16 protein-coding genes are annotated in these 18,013 nt (G+C 68.6%); 5 read left to right on the top strand and 11 right to left on the bottom strand.

The window, feature by feature from the left end; translation table 11 throughout:
- The first annotated feature begins 77 nt into the window (after window positions 1-77).
- The gene (locus ASD78_RS07575) at window positions 78-2,099 is read left to right on the top strand and encodes a M13 family metallopeptidase (RefSeq protein WP_056099680.1); all 2,022 of its coding nucleotides are present in this window, start codon (window positions 78-80) and stop codon (window positions 2,097-2,099) included.
- Window positions 2,100-2,176: 77 nt separating this feature from the next.
- Here ASD78_RS07575 and ASD78_RS07570 read toward each other — a convergent pair whose 3' ends face one another.
- Both ASD78_RS07570 and ASD78_RS07565 read right to left on the bottom strand, forming a co-directional pair.
- The gene (locus tag ASD78_RS07570; protein ID WP_055902608.1) at window positions 2,177-2,833 is read right to left on the bottom strand and encodes a rhomboid family intramembrane serine protease; all 657 of its coding nucleotides are present in this window, start codon (window positions 2,831-2,833) and stop codon (window positions 2,177-2,179) included.
- 82 nt (window positions 2,834-2,915) lie between these two features.
- Window positions 2,916-3,263 carry an MGMT family protein gene (locus ASD78_RS07565; RefSeq protein ID WP_056099677.1) on the bottom strand — a complete coding sequence of 116 codons (348 nt, stop codon included), beginning with the start codon at window positions 3,261-3,263 and terminating at the stop codon, window positions 2,916-2,918.
- Window positions 3,264-3,304: 41 nt separating this feature from the next.
- Here ASD78_RS07565 and ASD78_RS07560 point away from each other — a divergent pair, with 41 nt between their 5' ends.
- Window positions 3,305-3,712 (top strand): hypothetical protein, encoded by a 408-nt coding sequence (locus ASD78_RS07560; protein ID WP_055902613.1) that lies wholly within the window; start codon window positions 3,305-3,307, stop codon window positions 3,710-3,712.
- Between the two features lie 141 nt (window positions 3,713-3,853).
- Here the strand turns inward: ASD78_RS07560 and ASD78_RS07555 are convergent, their stop codons facing one another.
- Entirely contained in the window at window positions 3,854-4,981 is a 1,128-nt protein-coding gene (locus tag ASD78_RS07555; RefSeq protein ID WP_056099674.1) for an inorganic phosphate transporter, read from the bottom strand.
- Between the two features lie 10 nt (window positions 4,982-4,991).
- On the bottom strand, window positions 4,992-5,618 hold the full coding sequence (locus ASD78_RS07550; protein WP_055902623.1) for a DUF47 family protein: 627 nt from the start codon (window positions 5,616-5,618) through the stop codon (window positions 4,992-4,994).
- Between the two features lie 346 nt (window positions 5,619-5,964).
- On the opposite strand from ASD78_RS07550, the gene ASD78_RS07545 reads away from it, so the two are divergent.
- Window positions 5,965-7,302, top strand: coding sequence for a hemolysin family protein (locus ASD78_RS07545; protein WP_055902624.1), 1,338 nt, complete (start codon window positions 5,965-5,967; stop codon window positions 7,300-7,302).
- The gene (locus tag ASD78_RS07540; RefSeq protein WP_055902627.1) at window positions 7,286-7,921 is read left to right on the top strand and encodes an exopolysaccharide biosynthesis protein; all 636 of its coding nucleotides are present in this window, start codon (window positions 7,286-7,288) and stop codon (window positions 7,919-7,921) included. Before ASD78_RS07545 ends, ASD78_RS07540 begins: the two co-directional genes overlap by 17 nt.
- Window positions 7,922-8,093: 172 nt before the next feature.
- Here ASD78_RS07540 and ASD78_RS07535 read toward each other — a convergent pair whose 3' ends face one another.
- The 3 genes from ASD78_RS07535 to ASD78_RS07525 all read right to left on the bottom strand — a co-directional run bounded on the left by ASD78_RS07535 (window position 8,094) and on the right by ASD78_RS07525 (window position 12,011).
- Complete coding sequence (locus ASD78_RS07535) at window positions 8,094-10,226, bottom strand: EAL domain-containing protein (protein ID WP_056099670.1); 2,133 nt, start codon at window positions 10,224-10,226, stop codon at window positions 8,094-8,096.
- Window positions 10,223-11,110: a phosphate/phosphite/phosphonate ABC transporter substrate-binding protein gene (locus tag ASD78_RS07530; RefSeq protein ID WP_055902633.1), complete on the bottom strand. Its 888-nt coding sequence runs from the start codon at window positions 11,108-11,110 to the stop codon at window positions 10,223-10,225. The genes ASD78_RS07535 and ASD78_RS07530 overlap by 4 nt, the downstream gene beginning before the upstream one ends.
- 154 nt (window positions 11,111-11,264) lie before the next feature.
- Window positions 11,265-12,011 (bottom strand): RNA methyltransferase, encoded by a 747-nt coding sequence (locus tag ASD78_RS07525; protein WP_056099955.1) that lies wholly within the window; start codon window positions 12,009-12,011, stop codon window positions 11,265-11,267.
- Between the two features lie 121 nt (window positions 12,012-12,132).
- Between ASD78_RS07525 and ASD78_RS07520 the strand changes: the two genes are divergently transcribed.
- Window positions 12,133-12,951, top strand: coding sequence for an inositol monophosphatase family protein (locus ASD78_RS07520; protein ID WP_055902636.1), 819 nt, complete (start codon window positions 12,133-12,135; stop codon window positions 12,949-12,951).
- 390 nt (window positions 12,952-13,341) lie between these two features.
- Here ASD78_RS07520 and secF read toward each other — a convergent pair whose 3' ends face one another.
- The 4 genes from secF to tgt form a co-directional block, all read right to left on the bottom strand.
- Window positions 13,342-14,295 carry a protein translocase subunit SecF gene (gene secF / locus ASD78_RS07515; RefSeq protein ID WP_055902639.1) on the bottom strand — a complete coding sequence of 318 codons (954 nt, stop codon included), beginning with the start codon at window positions 14,293-14,295 and terminating at the stop codon, window positions 13,342-13,344.
- Window positions 14,296-14,308: 13 nt separating this feature from the next.
- Entirely contained in the window at window positions 14,309-16,177 is a 1,869-nt protein-coding gene (secD, locus tag ASD78_RS07510; protein ID WP_055902642.1) for a protein translocase subunit SecD, read from the bottom strand.
- 58 nt (window positions 16,178-16,235) lie between these two features.
- On the bottom strand, window positions 16,236-16,589 hold the full coding sequence (gene yajC, locus ASD78_RS07505; RefSeq protein WP_055902644.1) for a preprotein translocase subunit YajC: 354 nt from the start codon (window positions 16,587-16,589) through the stop codon (window positions 16,236-16,238).
- Window positions 16,590-16,906: 317 nt separating this feature from the next.
- On the bottom strand, window positions 16,907-18,004 hold the full coding sequence (gene tgt, locus ASD78_RS07500; protein WP_200944137.1) for a tRNA guanosine(34) transglycosylase Tgt: 1,098 nt from the start codon (window positions 18,002-18,004) through the stop codon (window positions 16,907-16,909).
- Window positions 18,005-18,013 lie beyond the last annotated feature (9 nt).

Here is an 18,013-nt window from a genome sequence, read left to right as displayed (position 1 = left end):
CCGCAACCGCCAAACCCGTTCATAGGCAAGCGACGGGCGCTTGTTAAACTGCCCCGATCACCAGGACGGAATCCGCGATGACGACCCTACGCCCGCTTACCTGCGCCCTCGCCCTCAGCCTGATCGCCGGCCTGGCCCTGCCCACCGCCGATGCCGCCAAGAAGAAGCGGGCGCCCGCCAAGCCCAAGGCCGCCGCCGTCGCCACCGCCTGCACCGATTTCTACGCCAACGCCAACGCCGACTGGCTGCGCGGCAACGCCCTGCCGTCCGGGGTCGCCTCGGTCTCGGCCTTGGAACAACTTGACGCGCGCACCCGCCAACAGACCCTGGACCTGCTCAACGGCGCCATGACCGCACCGCAGGGCAACGTGCAGAAGCTGCTCGGCGATTTCTGGGCCAGCGGCCTGGACGAGGCCGCGGTCGAGCGCGACGGCGCCCAGCCGATCGCCCCGCTGCTGTCGCGCATCGCCGCGATCAAGAAGGCCAAGGACATCCCGGCCTCGATCGCCGCGCTGCACCAGGTCGGCATCCCGGTGGTCTTCAACTTCGCCGCCGACGTCGACCTGCAGGACCTCAACCGCCACATCGGCTACTTCGGCCAGGGCGGCCTGGGCCTGCCCGACCCGGCCTACTACACCCGCAACGACGCCGAGACCCGTCAGCTGCTGGGTTACTACAACAACTACGTGCAGAAGATCCTGGCCCTGACCGGCACGCCGCAGGCCCAGTTGGCAGCCGAGTCGCAGCTGGTGATCGATCTGGAAACCCGGATCGCGCGCGCCTCGCAGTCGCTGCCGGAGCTGCGCCAGCTGCGCAACCACTACGCCCCGGTGCAGGTTTCGGCGCTGGCCAAGCAGTACAAGCGCCTGCAGCTGGGCGACTTCCTAAAGGCCCAGGGCGTCAGCGACGACAGCGTCTCGATCGGCAACGCCAAGCTGTTCGCCGAACTCGACAACCTGGTCGGCACGCTCAAGCCCGAGCAGTGGAAGGTTTACCTGCGCTGGCGCGTCGGCGATTCGATGGCGCCCTACCTGGCCAAGCCCTACCGCGACGCCCAATACGATTTCCACGGCCGCATCCTGCGCGGCATGACCGCGCCGCTGCCGCGCCAGCAGGCCGTGCTCGACGCCATGAACCTCGCCGCCGGCCCGATGATCGGCCGCGAATACGCCGCCAAGTACCTGCCCGCCGGCACCGACAAGCGCGCCGAGGAAATCGCCTCGCAAGTGCTGGCGACCCTGGGCAAGGCGATCGACGCCGATACCCGCTTCAGCGATTCGGCCAAGGCCGAGGCGCGCGCCAAGCTGGCCAAGCTCAAGATCGAAGTCGGCACCCCGCACCGCGATCTGGACTATTCGGTACAGCCGATGGGCCGCGGCAGCTTCGGCAGCAACATGTTGATCGCCTCGACCTGGCGCCACCGCGAAGAGATGAAGCGCATCGGCCGCGGCAACGCCGATCGCCGCTGGGACGTGCTGCCGCAGGACCCGGCCCTGGCCTACGACATCGCCCAGAACCGCCTGATCGTCACCGCCGCCGTGCTGCAGGCGCCGGTGCTGGACATGAGCAAGGACGCGGCCGCGCAATACGGCTCGTTCGGCGCCCTGGTCGGGCACGAACTCAGCCACGGCTTCGACAGCCGCGGCCGCCTGGTCAACGCCAAGCAGGAAGTGCGCGACTGGTGGACCCCGACCGAAACCGCGGCCTGGGAAGCGCTGGGCAATCGCGTCGCCGCGCAGTACGGCGCCTACGAATACCCGGGCCTGAAGGGCGTGAAGGTCAACGGCCAGCAGACCCGCGACGAGAACATCGCCGACATCGCCGGCATCGAGCTGGCCTGGAAGACCTTCCGCGCCGAAGTCCCGACCCCGGCCAAGGACGCCGACCAGTCCTTCTACCGTGCCTGGGCCGGACTGTGGGCGCAGCAGGCCAGCACCGAGGCCTACACCCAGCGCGCCGCGACCAGCGTGCACGCACCGGGCCAGTGGCGCACCAACGGCCCGCTGGTCAACCAGCCCAGCTTCGGCGAGGCGTACGCCTGCAAGGCCGGCCAGCCGATGCAGGCCAAGCCGGAACAGCGGATCACGATCTTCCCCTGATCGACGCGGCGGCGAAGCAACGAAAAACGGCGCGGATTCCGCGCCGTTTTTCTTTTGCGAGTATCGCGGCCGCTGGACTAGCGCACGATCCGCGGCCGCGGCGGCTTCGGCCGCCCGAACGGCGGCTGCCCGCGCCAGTAGCGGATCAGCAGCCAGCCGAACAGCATGCCGCCCAGATGGGCGAAATGGGCCACGCCCGGCTGCGTGCCGGTCACGCCCAGCAGCAGTTCGACCGCGCCGTAGATGATCACCAGCGTGCGCGCCTTCATCGGGATCGGCGGGATCAACAGCATCACGCGCTGGTTCGGGAACATCAGCCCGTAGGCCAGCAACAGACCGAAGATGCCGCCGGACGCGCCCAGGGTCGGATACGCGCCGCCGCCCTGGGTCATGGTCCAGTAACCGACCGCGAGCTGGCACAAGGCCGCGCCGATCACGCATACCAAGTAATACGTCAGATAACGGCGCTGGCCCCACACGTGCTCGACCTGGGCGCCAAACATCAGCAGGGTCAGCATGTTGAACAACAGGTGCATGACATTGCCATGCAGGAAGGCGTAGCTCAGCACCTGCCAGGGCATGAAGCCGTAGCCGGCGTAAGGGTCGCTCTCCGCGCCTGGCGGCCAGAGCATGAAAGGGGCGAAAACGGCGTCGCCGAGGGCGAATTGCAACAGAAACACCAGGCCGTTGGCGATCAACAGGGCCTTGGTGACGGGCGGCAGGTTGGAGAACATCGGTACTCCCGGGGGATGCGGCTATGGTAGCCGTTGCGTGCGCGCATCGTCTTGAACGCAGCGCGCACGGCCGGGCCGGACCTCAGTCCGGCGGCCCCCAGATTTGCGAATCCAGCGTCGCGGCGGCGCGAACGCCGATCACCCGCCCTCCTTCCACGCGCAGGCCCTCGGCGCGCAGGCGCTGGCATTGCTCGCGATAGCCCTGGGAGCCTTCCGGCAGCGCGATCCGGCCGTCGGAGCGCAGCACGCGGTGCCAGGGCAGTTTGCGGTCCTCGTTCTGGCTGAGCAGGCGCGCGACCAGACGCGCCCGCCCGGGCAGGCCGGCACGGCGCGCGACTTCGCCATAGCCGGCGACCTCACCCTTGGGAATGGCGCGGATCGTGGCGAGGATGCGTTGGGCGGCGACCTCGGAGTCCATGAGGGTTAGCATAGCGAGGTCGCACGTACAAAGAAGCCCGCAGGGAGCAGACCATGAAATTCGAACAAATCCGCAAGCACCTCACCCAGTCCGGCTTCCACCTCACCCTGCACGACGAAGGGGTGCTGTGCATCGAGCTGTCCTTGGAACAGGGCACGCGCCACCAGGCGATCTTCCTGTCCGAGCTGGAGGACGACGACCAGCGTCCGTTTCTGCGCGTGAGCACCGCGATCGCGCCGACCACCGGCCTGGACGCGCGCCGCGCCCTGATCTTCAACTGGCAGAGCCACGTCGGCTACCTCGCCATCGGCGACCTCGACGGCGTGCCTTACCTGCAGCTGTGCGAGAACCGCCCGCTGGAAGGCCTGGCCGCGTCCGAGATCGACCGCCTGGTGCTGGAGATCGGCGGCCTGGGCGATCGCATGGAGCGGATGCTGTCGGCGGATGGGGATCTGCTCTAAGCCGCGCGGGAAACCGTAGGGTGCGGTGTAACCGCAGCCTGCGATCCTGACGGGGTTCGCAGTCGCGACTCGCGCGCTCCTACCCCAAAGCGAAAAGCCCGCAGCGATGCGGGCTTTTCGCTGTCCGACGATGCGCCGGACTCAGGTCCAGCCCAGTGCCCGCATCGCCTCGAACAGGCCGTAGGCGATGCCGCCCGCGGCCGGGATGGTCAGGATCCAGGCCCAGATCATCTTCTCGACCACGGTCCACTTGATCGCGTTGAAGCGCTTGGCCGTGCCCACGCCCATGATCGCAGCGGAGATGTTGTGGGTGGTCGACACCGGGATGCCCAGCGACGAGGCCAGGGTGATCACCGTCGCGGCGCTAGCCTCGGCGGCGAAGCCGTGGATCGGGTGCAGCTTGACCAGCTTGTGGCCCAGGGTCTTGATGATGCGCCAGCCGCCGGCGGCGGTGCCCGCGGCCATGATCACGGCGCAGGTCAGCTTGATCCACAGGTCGATGTCGTTGTTGGCGAGCGCGTTCGGCGAGGGATGCAGGAACGCCAGCCATGCCGGCAGGTCGTTGAGGGTGCCGTCGGCCTGTGCCGCGACCAGGGTCAGGGCGATGATGCCCATGGTCTTCTGGGCGTCGTTGGAGCCGTGCGCGAAACCCATGTAGGCCGCGCTGGCCAGCTGCGCCTTGCCGAAGAAACCATTGACCCAGCGCGGACGCGCCAGGCGCCGCAGCACGCCGCCGCTGCGGGCCATGAAGGAAATGATCCCGAACAGCACGCCCATCAGCACGAAGCCGGCGGTGAAGCCCAGCACCGGCGAGCTGATCATCGGCACGATCACCTTCCACAACACGCCGGCGCTCTTGTACCAGGGGTCGGCGGGCTGCGACCAGACCACCGCATGCGGGTCGTTCATGGCCGCTGCGACCGCGGCGCCGCACAGGCCGCCGATCAACGCGTGCGAAGACGAAGACGGCAGGCCCAGCGCCCAGGTGATCAGGTTCCAGACGATGCCGCCGAGCAGCGCGCACAGGATCAGCTGCGAGCTGACGTCGACCATGCCGGCATCGATGATGCCCGAGGCGACGGTCTTGGCCACCGCCGTACCCCAGAGTGCGCCGACCAGGTTCATGGAGGCCGCCAGGCCCACCGCCTGCGCCGGCGACAGCACCTTGGTCGCGACCACGGTCGCGATCGAATTGGCGGTGTCGTGGAAGCCGTTGATGTACTCGAAGACCAGCGCCACGAGCACTACGACCAGGACGAGCGTCAGCATCGCGCGCGCCTCAGGAGTTCTTCAGCACGATCTGGTAGGCGACCACGCCGGCCTCGCGGCAGCGGTCGATCGCCTTTTCCAGGATCTCGAAGAACTCCTTCAGCAGGAACATCTGCAGGTTGTCGAGCTGGCCGGAATAGATGTCGCGGTACAGCTCCAGCATCAGTCGGTCGGCCTCGTTCTCGAGCGAGCGCAACTGATCGTTGAGCGCCTTCATCGGCTCCAGCTTGAGCTGGCGCAGCTGATGGACCATCTTCACGACCACGGCGGCGGCCTGCTCCAACATCGCTGCGCGCGGCGCGAAGTCGATGTGCTCGAGGTGGCGGGTGGCCAGCGAATAGCGGTCGGCGAACTTCTCGACCTGCTTGGGGATCTTGTACAGGGCCGTCCCTAGCGCCTCGATGTCCTCGCGCTCGATCGGGGTGATGAAGCTGTCGACCAGCTCCTGGCTGATCTTGTCCGAAGCCTCGCGCTCGCGCTGGCGGGCGAGCTTGAACGCGTCCAGCGCCGGCTGCCGATCGGCCTCCTTGAGCATGGCGTGCAGCGCCTTGGTGCTGTCGTGCGCCGCGACCGCGGCTTCCTCGAGCAGCGTGTAGAACTGGTTGCCTTGGCCGAAGATCGTTTGCAGGGAGAACATGCGTGGAAAGCCTCTAGATGCCGGCCGCGACCGGCCCGGGATGGGTCTGCGGGCGCGATTATGACCGTTTGATGGCAGCTGCGCCCGTCTTTCCCACCGGCCGCGCCCACAAAACCGGCCCCGGACCCGGTTCCGAACCGCCCGCCTCCACCCTCACCGGCCGCTCACGCGGCCGCCGTCGCCGCGCCTGTTAAGATCGGCGCTGCGCATCCCCCGCTCACCCCTATTCCATGGACGACGACCCAACATCGCCCGCCCGCGCTTCCGCGGCCCCCCCGACCGGCCCGCGGTATTCCGCCTACGCCCCCGGCGCACCCGCCACTGACCCGACGAAGGAGCGGCCCACATGCTGGAGCTGCTGATCGTCGCTGCCCTGATCGTGCTCAACGCCTTCTTCGCTGTGTCGGAGATGTCGTTGATGACCTCGCGCAAGCTGCGCCTGAAGCAGATGGCGGAGACCAGCAGAGGTGCCCGCCTGGCCCTGGCGCTGGCCGAGCACCCGGACAACCTGCTGTCGACCGTGCAGATCGGCATCACCGGCATCAGCGTGGCGACCGGCTACTTCGGCGGCGAGTCGATCGGCCTGATCATCACCGGCTGGCTCGGTCATCTGCTGACCGGCGATTTCTCCCAGTACGCCCGCCCGATCGGCATCAGTACGGCGATGGCGCTGATCACCGCCGCCCAGGTGATCTTCGGCGAGCTGATCCCCAAGCGCCTGGCCCTGACCAACCCCGAACGCATCGCCAGCGCGGTCGCGCTGCCGCTGTACGGCCTGTCGCGCATCGCCCGGCCGGTGGTGAGGGCGCTGGGCGCGATCAACCGCTTGGTCCTGCGCATCCTGGGCATCAAGGACGACGCCCGCAGCGAGATCAGCGAAGAAGAGATCCGCCTGCTGGTGACCGAAAGCCACGAGCAGGGCGTGATCGACGCCGACGAACGCAAGATGATGAACCGCGTGCTCAGCCTCGGCGACCGCACCGCGGAAAGCCTGATGACGCCGCGCACCCGCATCGCCTGGCTGGATGCGAACTCCAGCTTCGCCGAGAACCTGGCGGTCATGCGCGAGAACGCTTACTCGCGCTATCCCGTCTACCGCGACAACGACAGCGACGTGCTCGGCGTGCTCGAGGTGAAATCGCTGCTCGACCGCCTCGACCAGACCGCGCCGGATCTGTTCCCGGAACTGCGCCCGCCGCTGTTCGTGTCCGAGTCCACCCACGCCCTGAAGCTGCTGGAGATCTTCCGCGAGGAACAGCAGTCGCTGGCGCTGGTGGTCGACGAATACGGCGACGTCGCCGGCCTGGTCACGGTCAACGACCTGATGGGCGCGGTGATCGGCCGCATCCAGACCAACGAGACCGCCGACGACGCCGCACCGGTGGTCCAGCGCGCCGACGGCTCGTACCTGCTCGACGGTTCGCTGGCCTTGGAAGACCTGCGCGAGCTGGTAGGCGGCGGCCGTCTGCCGGACGAGGACCAGCACGACTTCCACACCGCCGCCGGCATGGTGATCGCGCACTTCGGCCGCATTCCGCACGTGGGCGAGCATTTCGACTGGAGCGTGTGGCGCATCGAGGTCGTCGATCTGGACGGTCCGCGCATCGACAAACTGCTGCTGCAGCGCATCGTCGCGCCGCGCGAGGAAGCCCAGGAACCGATGGCCGATGACGCCTCAGGCTGATCGCGACAAACCGCAGGAGGCCGGCACCCGCGCCATGCTCGATGGCTTCGCCGCCGGCGACCCGGACGAAGTGCTGCGCCTGGGCGACGTGCTAGCCGGCCTGAGCGAACGCTCGTTCGGCATGCTGCTGTTCGTGTCGACGATCGCGGCCTTCATTCCGATCCCCGGCGTCGGCGGTGCGGTCAGCGGCCCGCTGGTGGTCCTGATCGGTCTGCAATTGCTGATCGGCTTGCGCAAGCCCTGGCTGCCCGGCTTCCTGGCCCGGCGCGGCCCGCACCGGCACGCGATGGCCCGCTTCCGCAACCTGCTCTCGCCCTGGCTGGCGCGGCTGGAACGCGTGGTGCGCCCGCGCGCCACCGGCCTGCTCGACCACCCGGCCGCGAGCGCGTTCACCGGCCTGCTGCTGGTGCTGCTGGGCGTGCTGCTGTCGCTGCCGATCCCGTTCACCAATTTCCTGTTCGGCGCGCTGCTGTTGCTGTTCGCGCTGGCATTGCTGGAGCGCGACGGCCGCCTGATGGCGGTGGCCTGGGCGCTCGGCGCGATCGCGGTGGCGGTGTTCGGCGTGCTCTCGGGCAGTCTGGCGACGATGATCGGCGGCTGGATCGATCGCCTCATGTGAGCTCGCGCGATGGCGCGGGCGCTCAACATGCATCAACGCTTTAGATTTGGGTAGGAGCGGCGTAAGCCGCGACCGCGAATCCGGGGGCGCCAGGCGGATTCAATCGCCGCCACCGCAGTTGCGGGTCGCGGCTTACGCTGCTCCTACCCCAAAGCGGAGCCAGCGCGCCGGCTCAACCCAACAGGGTCAGGAATTCCTCGGCGCCGACCGGGTGGCCGAGCCAGTAGCCCTGGGCCAGGTCGCAACCGCGCTCGCGCAGCACCGCGTATTGGCCTTCCTTCTCCACGCCCTCGGCGACCACGGTGATGCCCAGCGAATGCGCCATCGCGATGATCGCGGTGGTCAGGGCGAGGTCGTCCGGGTCGCGCAGTACATCGGCGATGAAGCTGCGATCGATCTTGACCCCGTCCACCGGCACCCGGCGCAGATGGCTGAGGCCGGAGAAGCCGGTGCCGAAATCGTCCAGCCACACCTTCACGCCGGTCGAGCGCAGGCGCGCCAACAGACTGCTGGCGTGGATCTCGTCGCCGATCACCGCGGTCTCGGTGAGTTCCAGGTGCAGGCGCTGCGCCGGCAGGCCGGTTTCGTGCAGGCAGGCCGCGACCACGTTGGGCAGGTCGCCGCTGCGCAGCTGGCGCGGCGAGACGTTGACCGAGACGAACAGCGGTTCCGCGCCCGGGCGCAGGTGCTGCCAGCGCACCGCGTCCTGGCAGGCCGCGCGCAACACCTGCGGGCCCAGGGTTTCGATCAGGCCGCTCTGCTCGGCCACGTCGATGAATACCGACGGCGCCACCAAGCCTTGTTCGGGATGCTTCCAGCGCAGCAGCGCCTCGGCGCCGACCATGGCGCCGTCGCCCAGGCGGTACACCGGCTGATAGACCAGGCTGAGCTCGCCGCGATCCCAGGCGCCGCGCAGTTCGTGCTCCAGGTGCACGCGGCGCTCCACCGCCTGGTCCATCGCGCGGCTGTAGAAGCGATAGCAGTTCTTGCCCGCGACCTTGGCCTGGTACATGGCGATGTCGCCGTTCTTCATCAGCGAGGTGGCGCCGGAGGCGTCCTCGGGGAACAGGGTCACGCCGATCGAGGTGCCGAGGAAGACCTGGCGGTCGTGGACCACGATCGGCTGGCCGAGCTCGGCCACCAGCACGTCGGCCAGATGGCTGGCGCGTGCGCGCACCCCGCCGTCCAGGCCCTCGCCGTCCTGCACCAGGATCACGAACTCGTCGCCGCCGAAGCGGGCCAGCAGCGCGCCCTCGCCGCCCAGGCGGCTGACCGTCTCCTGGATGCGGTTGGCGAACTGCAGCAGCACATCGTCGCCGGCATCGTGGCCGAGGGTGTCGTTGACGCGCTTGAAATCGTCGATGTCGGCGAACAGCAGCCCCAGCTGGCGACCGGCGCCGCGCAGTTGCAGCAGGCGCTGGTCCAGGGTTTCGCGGAACGCGAGCCGGTTGGCCAGGCCGGTCAGCGCGTCGGTATAGGCCATGCGCCGGATATCGCGGTCGTGGCGCGCCAGGCTCTGGCTCATGCGTCCGAACGCGCGCATCAGGTCGCCGACCTCGTCGTGACGGTTGCTGGCCGGCGTGCTGGTGTCGAAGTGGCCGGCCTCGATCTCCATCGACGCATCGGCGAGCTGGCGGATCGGCCGCACCAGGAAGCGCTGGATCAGATAGACCATCAGCGCGCCCAGCGCCAGCAGGCCGGCCGCCAGTAGGCCGATCCAGATCATGTGCCGCTGCGCGAGCGCGTCGAGCCGGCCGCGCAGGCTGCTCACGGCCCGATCCTGGAATTTGTGCACGATCTTGAGGTCGTAGCCCACGCGCACGCCGCCCAGGCGCTCTTCGCCGATCATGATCGGCGCCGACACGTCCATCACCGTGTCGCTGGTCTGGGTATGCAGCTTGCGCGCGGCGATCACCTCGAACGCCATCGGATCGTCCATGCGCTTGCCGTAGCTGGGGATCTCCTCGCTGCCGTCGTGGACGATGTTGCCTTCGTTGTCGTAAACCAGGACGTAGCTGATGCCGGGGTTGCGCAGGGTCGCGCGGCTGAGCACGCCGACCGCGTCCAGATCGAAGTAGTACAGCGGATTGGCCAGCGATTCGGCCAGCTGCGCGACCATGCCCTCGCTGTGGCGCTTGAGGCTGTCGGCGACCATGCCGCTCATGGCCTGGCGGCTGACTCCGACCACTTCGCGCTGCATCTGCTCCTGGCGGTTGAGCAGCAGCACGATCAGGGCCAGCACCACCAGCGCGGCCGCGACCATCATGGCCAGGAATTTGGCCTGCAGGCCGAAATGCAGCTTCATTCGACCTCCGCCCGGACCTGGGCGACGCCGTTGCCGATGCGCTGCAGCGCTTTGGCCGACGCCGGATCGATCGGCATGAAGCGGGTGGTCTTGAAGAAGCGCAGCAGCGCCTCGCCGGCGTCCGGATCCCCGGCCGCGTCCAGCAGCACTTCGCGCAGGCGCGCCTCGACCCGCGGGTCCAGATCGCCGCGCACCACTTCGACCGCGCGCGGATAATCGCCGGTGCGGCCGATCTCGATCAGGTCGCGCCGGAACGCGGGCGGCATCCGGCGCGGGTTGTTCCAGTCCAGGTTGCTCATGACCCCGACATCGACCAGACGCTTGTGCACCCAGGTCGAGATGTTGAGTTCCGAACGCGCGAACAGGTAACCGACTTCGCCGCGTTCGATGCGGTCGGTCGGCGACAGCAGGATTTCCGGGCTCAGGCCGCGCTCGAGCAGTTCGGCCACCGGCACGAAGTAGGCGCTGGTCGAGGACGGCCGCTGGAACGCGACGCTGTGGCCGCGCAGGTCGTCGAGCGAACGCAGGCCGCTGTCGCGGCGGGCGAAGAACACGCTGTGATAGTGACTGGTGCCGTCGCGCTCGGTCAGCAGCAGCGGCTCGGCGTCGGCGCGCTGTTTGAGCAGCATCGCGGTGCCGGCGGTCTCGGTGACCCAGTCGACCCGGCCGCGGCGCAGGTAGCTGGCCATCTGCTGCGAGTCCTTGGCCATCAGGATCCGGCCTTCGCGGATGCCGACATCGGCCATGCGCGGGACCACATAGTCCAGCAGCGGCTTGAGCTGCTCGTAATGGGCCTTGGGGTCGTCGCTGATCCGGCCCAGCACCAGCACCCCACCGCGGGCGTTGTCGGCCGATCGCGCGGGAACCGGCACCGACAGTCCCATGGCCGCCAACGCGAGCCCAAGCAGGACAGCGATGCAACGCGCGCTAGCGATCAAGAAAGTGACTCGTGGGGACTGCCCGCCGCAGCGTAATCGAAACCAGCCCTGGCCGATACCACCGAAATCCGTACCGCGCCGGCCCGGGCCCGTTCGCCGCTCAACGGCGCTGGCCGGCGAGCATCGCCATGCGCTCGGCGTCGGCGAGGATGCCGCGCAGCAGCCGCACCTCGCGCTCGTCGAGCTCGGCGCGCAGGAACAGCCGGCGCAGCTTGCGCAGCGCCGATTCCGGGGCGCGGCCCTTGTGGAAGTCGATCGCGTCCAGGGTCTCGCCGAGCTGGGCGAAGAAGCCCTCCAGCTGCGCGTGCGAGGCCGGCAGGTCGGCGCGCCCGGCCGCAGGCACCGCCGGCGCGGCCGCCAGCGCCGCCATGCGCAGTTCGTAGGCCAACACCTGCACCGCCGCGGCCAGGTTCAGCGAGCTGTAGCCGGGGTCGGCCGGGATGTGCACCGCGGCGTGGCACAGCTGCAGTTCCTCGTTGTCCAGGCCGGTGCGTTCGCGCCCGAACACCAGCGCGACCTGGGCCCCGCCGACCGCCTCGCCCAGCATCCGCCCGGCGGCTTCGCGCGGGTCGAGCTGGTCCAGGGCGACCCGGCGGCTGCGCGCGGTGCAGCCCAGCACCAGCCGGCAGTCGGCCAGGGCCTCGGCCAGGGTCGCGTGCACGGTCGCCGCGGCGAGCACGTCGTCGGCGCCGGCGGCCAGGGCCAGGGATTCGTGGTTGGGCGCCTTTTCGGGCGCGACCAGGGCAAGCCGGGACAGGCCCATGGTCTTCATCGCGCGGGCCGCGGAGCCGATATTGCCGGGGTGCTGGGTGCCCACCAGCACGATACGCAGCTGCGACAACGCGATTAGGGGAGAGTTGGGATCGATCGCCATGCGCAATGGTAAACTCCCCGCCCCGGCCATAGCGCCGGTTCGTTCTTTCAGCCCGCCAGCCCGTCCCCCACCTCCGTTCCCGAGGCCGTTCGCCATGCAGAAACCCGCCGTCACCCTCATGGTCAAGGCCGCCCGCGCCGCCGGCAATGTGTTGCTCCGCCACATGTACCGGCTGGACGCCCTGAACGTGGTCGAAAAGGACCGGATGGACTACGCCAGCGAAGTCGACGGCCTGGCCGAGGCCGAGATCATCAAGGAATTCCGCCGTTCCACCCCCGACTACGCGATCCTCGGCGAGGAAAACGGCTCGATCGGCAGCGGCCGCTTCACCTGGGTCATCGATCCCCTGGACGGCACCAGCAACTACCTGCGCGGCATTCCGCACTACTGCGTCTCGATCGCCCTGGTCGAGAACGGCGAGCCGATCCACGGCGTGATCTTCGACCCGCTGCGCAACGAGCTGTTCACCGCCAGCCGCGGCAGCGGCACCCAGCTCAACGAGAAGCGCGTGCGCGTGGCCGAGCGCAAGGACCTGAACGGCGCGATGGTCATCACCGGCTTCCCGCCGCGCGAGCGCCCGCGCGCCAGCGCCCACCTCAAGTGCGTGGACTCGCTGCTGACCGAGGCCGAGGACATTCGCCGCACCGGTTCGGCCGCGCTGGACCTGGCCTACGTCGCCTGCGGCCGCGCCGACGCCTATTTCGAAGCCGGCGTGAAGCCCTGGGACATCGCTGCGGGCGCGCTGATGGTGCGCGAGGCCGGCGGCAAGGTCGTCGACTTCCGCGGTCGCGGCACCGGCCCCATGGACGCCCGCGGCACCATCGGCCGGCAATTGGTCGCCGGCAACCTCAAGGTCTGCGACGCGTTGCAGAACCGCATCGTCAACACCGGCTACGCGGCCGCGTTCGACTGAGACGGAGCGCCCCGGCTGCACACGAGAGGCCGCGCGTTGCGCGGCCTTTTCGTTTGAGGGCAAGCAGGTGCACCGACGCTTTCTGTGGGAGCGGCGTGAGCCGCGATGGGCTCCGGGTGCGACGACGCGACGGTGGCGCGCGTCCGGCCACCGATCGCGGCTCACGCCGCTCCCACAGGAGGCACCGGCGCGCCCGCGCTTGCACCGCTTTGGGGTAGGAGCGGCGTGAGCCGCGACCCGGAGCCGCAACGATGATCGAACCTGCATAGCAGGCCGGAACCCGCAATCGCGGCTCACGCCGCTCCTACCCCAAGGCCGCAAACGAAAAGGCCGCGCAATCGCGCGGCCTTTTCGTTGCCCGAGCCGAGGCCCGGGCGGATGCCTCGGCGCTTACGGACGGCGCGCGAGCGCCGCCTCGTCCTTGGCCTTGGGCATCAAGTCCTGCTTGGTGACCTTGAGCCAGCCCATGGTCAGCAGCGGGCAGGCGACGAAGATCGACGACAAGGTACCGATCACGATACCCAGCATCTGCGCGATCGCCATGCCTTCCAGCGAACCGCCGCCGTACAGGTACAGGGCCAGCACGGTCAGGAAGGCCACGAACGAGGTGATCACCGTACGCGACAGGGTCTGGTTGATCGACTTGTTGAGGATGGTCTCCGGATCGGCGCGCATGGTGCGGAAGTTCTCGCGCACGCGGTCGAACACCACGATGGTGTCGTTGATCGAATAGCCCATCACCGACAGCACGCCGGCCAGCACGGTCAGGTCGAACTCCAGGCCGAACAGGGCGAACCAGCCCGCCACCACGACCACGTCGTGCAGGGTGGTCAGCACCGCGGCGACCGCGAACTTCTTCTCGAACCGGAACGAGATGTAGATCAGGAAGCCGACCACTACGAACAGCAGCGCCCAAACGCCGTTGGCGGCGAGGTCGCGGCCGACCTGCGGACCGACGTAGCCGCCGCCTTCGACGCGGCCCGGGTTGTCGGGCGTGGACGCCGCGGCCTGGACCTCGCTGATGGTGTTGCTCGAATCCTTCTCGCCGCCGGTCTTGGGCTGCAGGCGGATCAGCAGCTCGTTGCCGGTGCCGAAGGTCTGGACCTGGGCGTTGCCGTAGCCGGCGGTTTCCAGGCGCTCGCGGATGCCGTCGACGTCGACCGGCTTCTTGAAGCTCATCTCGACGCTGGTGCCGCCGGTGAAGTCGAGCGCGAAGTTGAAGCCTTTGACCGCGATCGCGCCGATCGCGACGAACATCATCAGCGCCGCGACCGCCAGCGACACCCAGCGCAGGCGCAGGAAGTTGATGTTGCTGCCGTAAGGGAACACGTTGAAGGGTTTCATGTCGCGTGCTCCGTCAGATCGCGATCGATTTCAGCTTGCGACGACCGCCGTAGATCAGCGTCGCGATACCGCGCGACACAGACACCGCCGTGTAGGCGGAAGTGGCGATGCCGAGCATCAGGGTGATACCGAAACCGCGCAGCGGACCGGTGCCGAACACCGCCATCGCCAGACCGGCGAGGAAGGCGGTGACGTTGGCGTCGATGATGGTGCCCGAGGCGTGCTCGTAACCGCTGACGATCGCGGCCTGCGGCGGCAGGCCCGCGCGCAGCTCTTCTCTTATTCGTTCGTTGATCAGCACGTTGGCGTCGACCGACATACCCACCGTCAGGGCGATACCGGCCAGGCCCGGCAGGGTCATGGTGGCGCCGAACAGCGACATCAGCGCGATCACCATCAGCAGGTTGATCAGCAGCGCCAGACAGGTGATGACGCCGAACATGCGGTAATAGATCAGGAAGAAGATCAGGGCGAAGGCGAACGAGAAGCTGACCGCCTTCAAGCCGCGCTGGACGTTCTCGGCGCCCAGGCTGGGGCCGACGATGCGCTGCTCGATGAAGTCCATCGGTGCGGCCAGCGAACCGGCGCGCAGCAGCAGGGCCAGGTCGGAGGCTTCCTGCGAGCTGTCCAGGCCGGTGGTGTTGAATTCCTTGCTGAAGACGCCGTTGATGGTCGCGACGTTGATCACTTCCTCGTTGATCTTGGTCGTGCGCACTTCCTTGCCGTCGACCATGCGCACCTCGGGGATGCGCTCGATGTAGACCACCGCCATCGGCTTGCCGACGTGCTCGGTGGTGTAGTCGAACATGCGCGCGCCGCCGACGCCGTTGAGGCGGATCGACACCGAGGCGGTGCCGGTCTGCTGGTCGAAGCCCGCGGTCGCGCCGACCAGCTGGTCGCCGGAAGCGATCACGCGCTTGTTGAGCAGGATCGGCAGCGGCTTGCCGTCCGGACCGGTTTCGCGGCGGTAGTAGATGCGCGCCTCCGGCGGCACGTTGCCGCTGCGCAGCGCTTCCTGGGCGTCGCCCTCGACCACGCCGCGGTATTCCAGGGTCGCGGTGGCGCCGAGGATGCGCTTGGCCTGGGCGGTGTCCTGCACGCCCGGCAGCTGGACCACGATGCGGTCGCTGCCCTGGCGCTGGATGATCGGCTCGGCCACGCCGAGCGCGTTGACGCGGTTGCGCAGGGTGCCGACGTTCTGTTCGACCGCCTCGGCCTGCATGCGCTTGAGCTCGGCCTCGGGCACCTGGATGCTGACCGTGTTGCCGCTCACGTCCTGGATCAGCAGCGGCTGGCTCTTGGCGACGATCTGGCGCGCCTTCTCGGCGTCGGCAGGGTTGCCCAGGGTGGCGACGATGCTGTTGTTGGCGCGACGCTCGACCGACTCGTAGCGCACGTGGCCGTCGCGCAGGCTGACCCGCACGTCTTCGGCGGTCGCGTCCAGGCGCTTGTCCAGCGCGGCCTTCTGATCGACCTGCATCAGGAAGTGCACGCCGCCCTGCAAGTCCAGGCCCAGCAGCATCGGCTTGGCCTTGAGCATGCTCAGCCAGTCCGGCACGGTCGAGGCCAGGTTCAGCGCCACCACGTAGTCGCTGCCGAGCGGATCGCGCAGCGCGTCGGAGGCCTGGATCTGGTGCTCGTTGTCGGTCAGGCGCACCAGCAGGTTGCCTTCCTTCTCGATCGCGACCGACTTGGTCGGCACCTTGGCCTTGACCAGGGTATCGATGACGCGCTTGCGCAGCGCCTCGTCGACGGCCGCGCCGCGGGCCGAGGTGATCTGCACCGACGGATCCTGCGGGAACACGTTAGGCAACGCATACAGCGCGCTGAGCAGCAAGACTACGAGGATGGCCAGATATTTCCAGCGCGAGTAAGTCAGCATCGATTGCCCCTGCGGCGGCCACCCCGGCCGCCGTGCTTCAAAAAGTCGTGGCGTCGGCTTAGGCCGACTTCAAGGTGCCCTTGGGCAACACGTTGGCGATCGCGCCCTTCTGCACGCGGATGCGCACGTTGTCGGCGATTTCGACCGTGATGAAGCTCTCGCCGATGTCGGACACGGTGCCGGCGATGCCGCCGTTGGTCAGCACCTCGTCGCCCTTGGCGAGCTTCTCGAGCATGCCGCGGTGTTCCTTGGCGCGCTTCATCTGCGGACGGATCATCAGGAAGTACATGACCGCGATCAGGATGACGGGCATCAGCAGGCCGCCGAGGCCGCCGCCGAACAGACCGCCGCCGGCCGCGGGCGCGGCGGCCTGGGCGTAGGCGGGAGCGATCAGGAAGTCGAGCAGGTTCATTGAAGAAAGTCCTGGAACGAAAATAGCCGGGGATTATGCCATGGCTGGCCACGGGCCACGGCCGGGCCCGAAATGGGCCTGCGCGCACGCTTTGCATGGACGGGCGGATGGCCCGGACAGCGGCCGCCCCCCCTGCGGACGCGGCCCCGGCCCCGTTCACCGGGTGGGGTCGCCTCCCCTGCCCGCGCATCCGCGGCGCCCGACCCGAGGGTCGCGCGCCCCGCGCCAGGCCCGGCCTTGCGGCGCAGGGCCGGGCGGGACAGCGGTGCGGGCCGTCGCCGGCGCGAACGCAGGCGACGGTGGAGCGTAGGCAGGCGCTAGGCGCGTGCGGCGTAGAAAGAGTCGCGGAAGGCGGCAAAGGTTCCCTGCTCGATCGCCGCGCGCATCTGCGCCATCAGGCGCTGGTAATAGCGCAGGTTGTGCAGGGTGCCCAGCATCGGGCCCAGCATCTCGTTGCAGCGGTCCAGATGGCGCAGGTAGGCGCGGCTGAAACCGTTGACGCAGGCGTAGCAGTCGCAGCCTTCCTCGATCGGGCGCAGATCCCGCTCGTACTTGGCGTTGCGTACGCGCACGGTGCCGCTGGCGGTGAAATAGTGGCCGTTGCGGGCGTTGCGGGTCGGCATCACGCAATCGAACATGTCGACGCCGCGCGTGACCGATTCCACCAGGTCCTCGGGCCGACCCACGCCCATCAGGTAGCGCGGGCGGTCTTCGGGCAGCTGCGGGCAGGTGTGCTCGAGCATGGCGTTGCGCTCGGCCTCGGGTTCGCCCACGGCCAGGCCGCCGACCGCATAACCGTCGAAACCCAGCGCCTTCAGGCCTTCGGCCGAGCGCGTGCGCAGGTCGTGGTGGACGCCGCCCTGGACGATGCCGAACAGCGCGGCGTCGTTGCCTTCGTGGGCCTTCTTGGAGCGCTCGGCCCAGCGCAGGCTCAGTTCCATCGATTTGCGCGCGACCTCTTCGGTGGCCGGGTACGGCGTGCACTCGTCGAAGATCATCACGATGTCGGAATCGAGCACGCGCTGGATGTGCATGCTCTCTTCCGGACCCAGGAATACCTTGCTGCCGTCGACCGGCGAGGCGAAGGTCACGCCCTGCTCGGTGATCTTGCGCCGGTGTGCGAGCGAGAACACCTGGAAGCCGCCCGAGTCGGTCAGGATCGGCCCGTTCCAGCGCGCAAAGCCGTGCAGGCCGCCGTGGTCGCCGATCACGTCCAGGCCCGGCCGCAGATACAGATGGAAGGTGTTGCCGAGGATGATTTCCGCGCCCAGCGCGCTGACGTGCTCGGGCATGATGCCCTTGACCGAGCCATAGGTGCCGACCGGCATGAAGGCCGGGGTTTCGACCGTGCCGCGCGGAAACGTCAGCCGGCCGCGGCGCGCGGCGCCGTCGCTGCCGAGCAGTTCGAACGTCATCCGGCTGGA

Origin of the sequence: Lysobacter sp. Root667, assembly GCF_001427715.1 — a bacterium.
In the GTDB taxonomy this organism is placed as follows: domain Bacteria; phylum Pseudomonadota; class Gammaproteobacteria; order Xanthomonadales; family Xanthomonadaceae; genus Lysobacter.
Note: the sequence above shows the minus strand (reverse complement) of the source record. Positions and strands in the feature narration are given on the sequence as shown.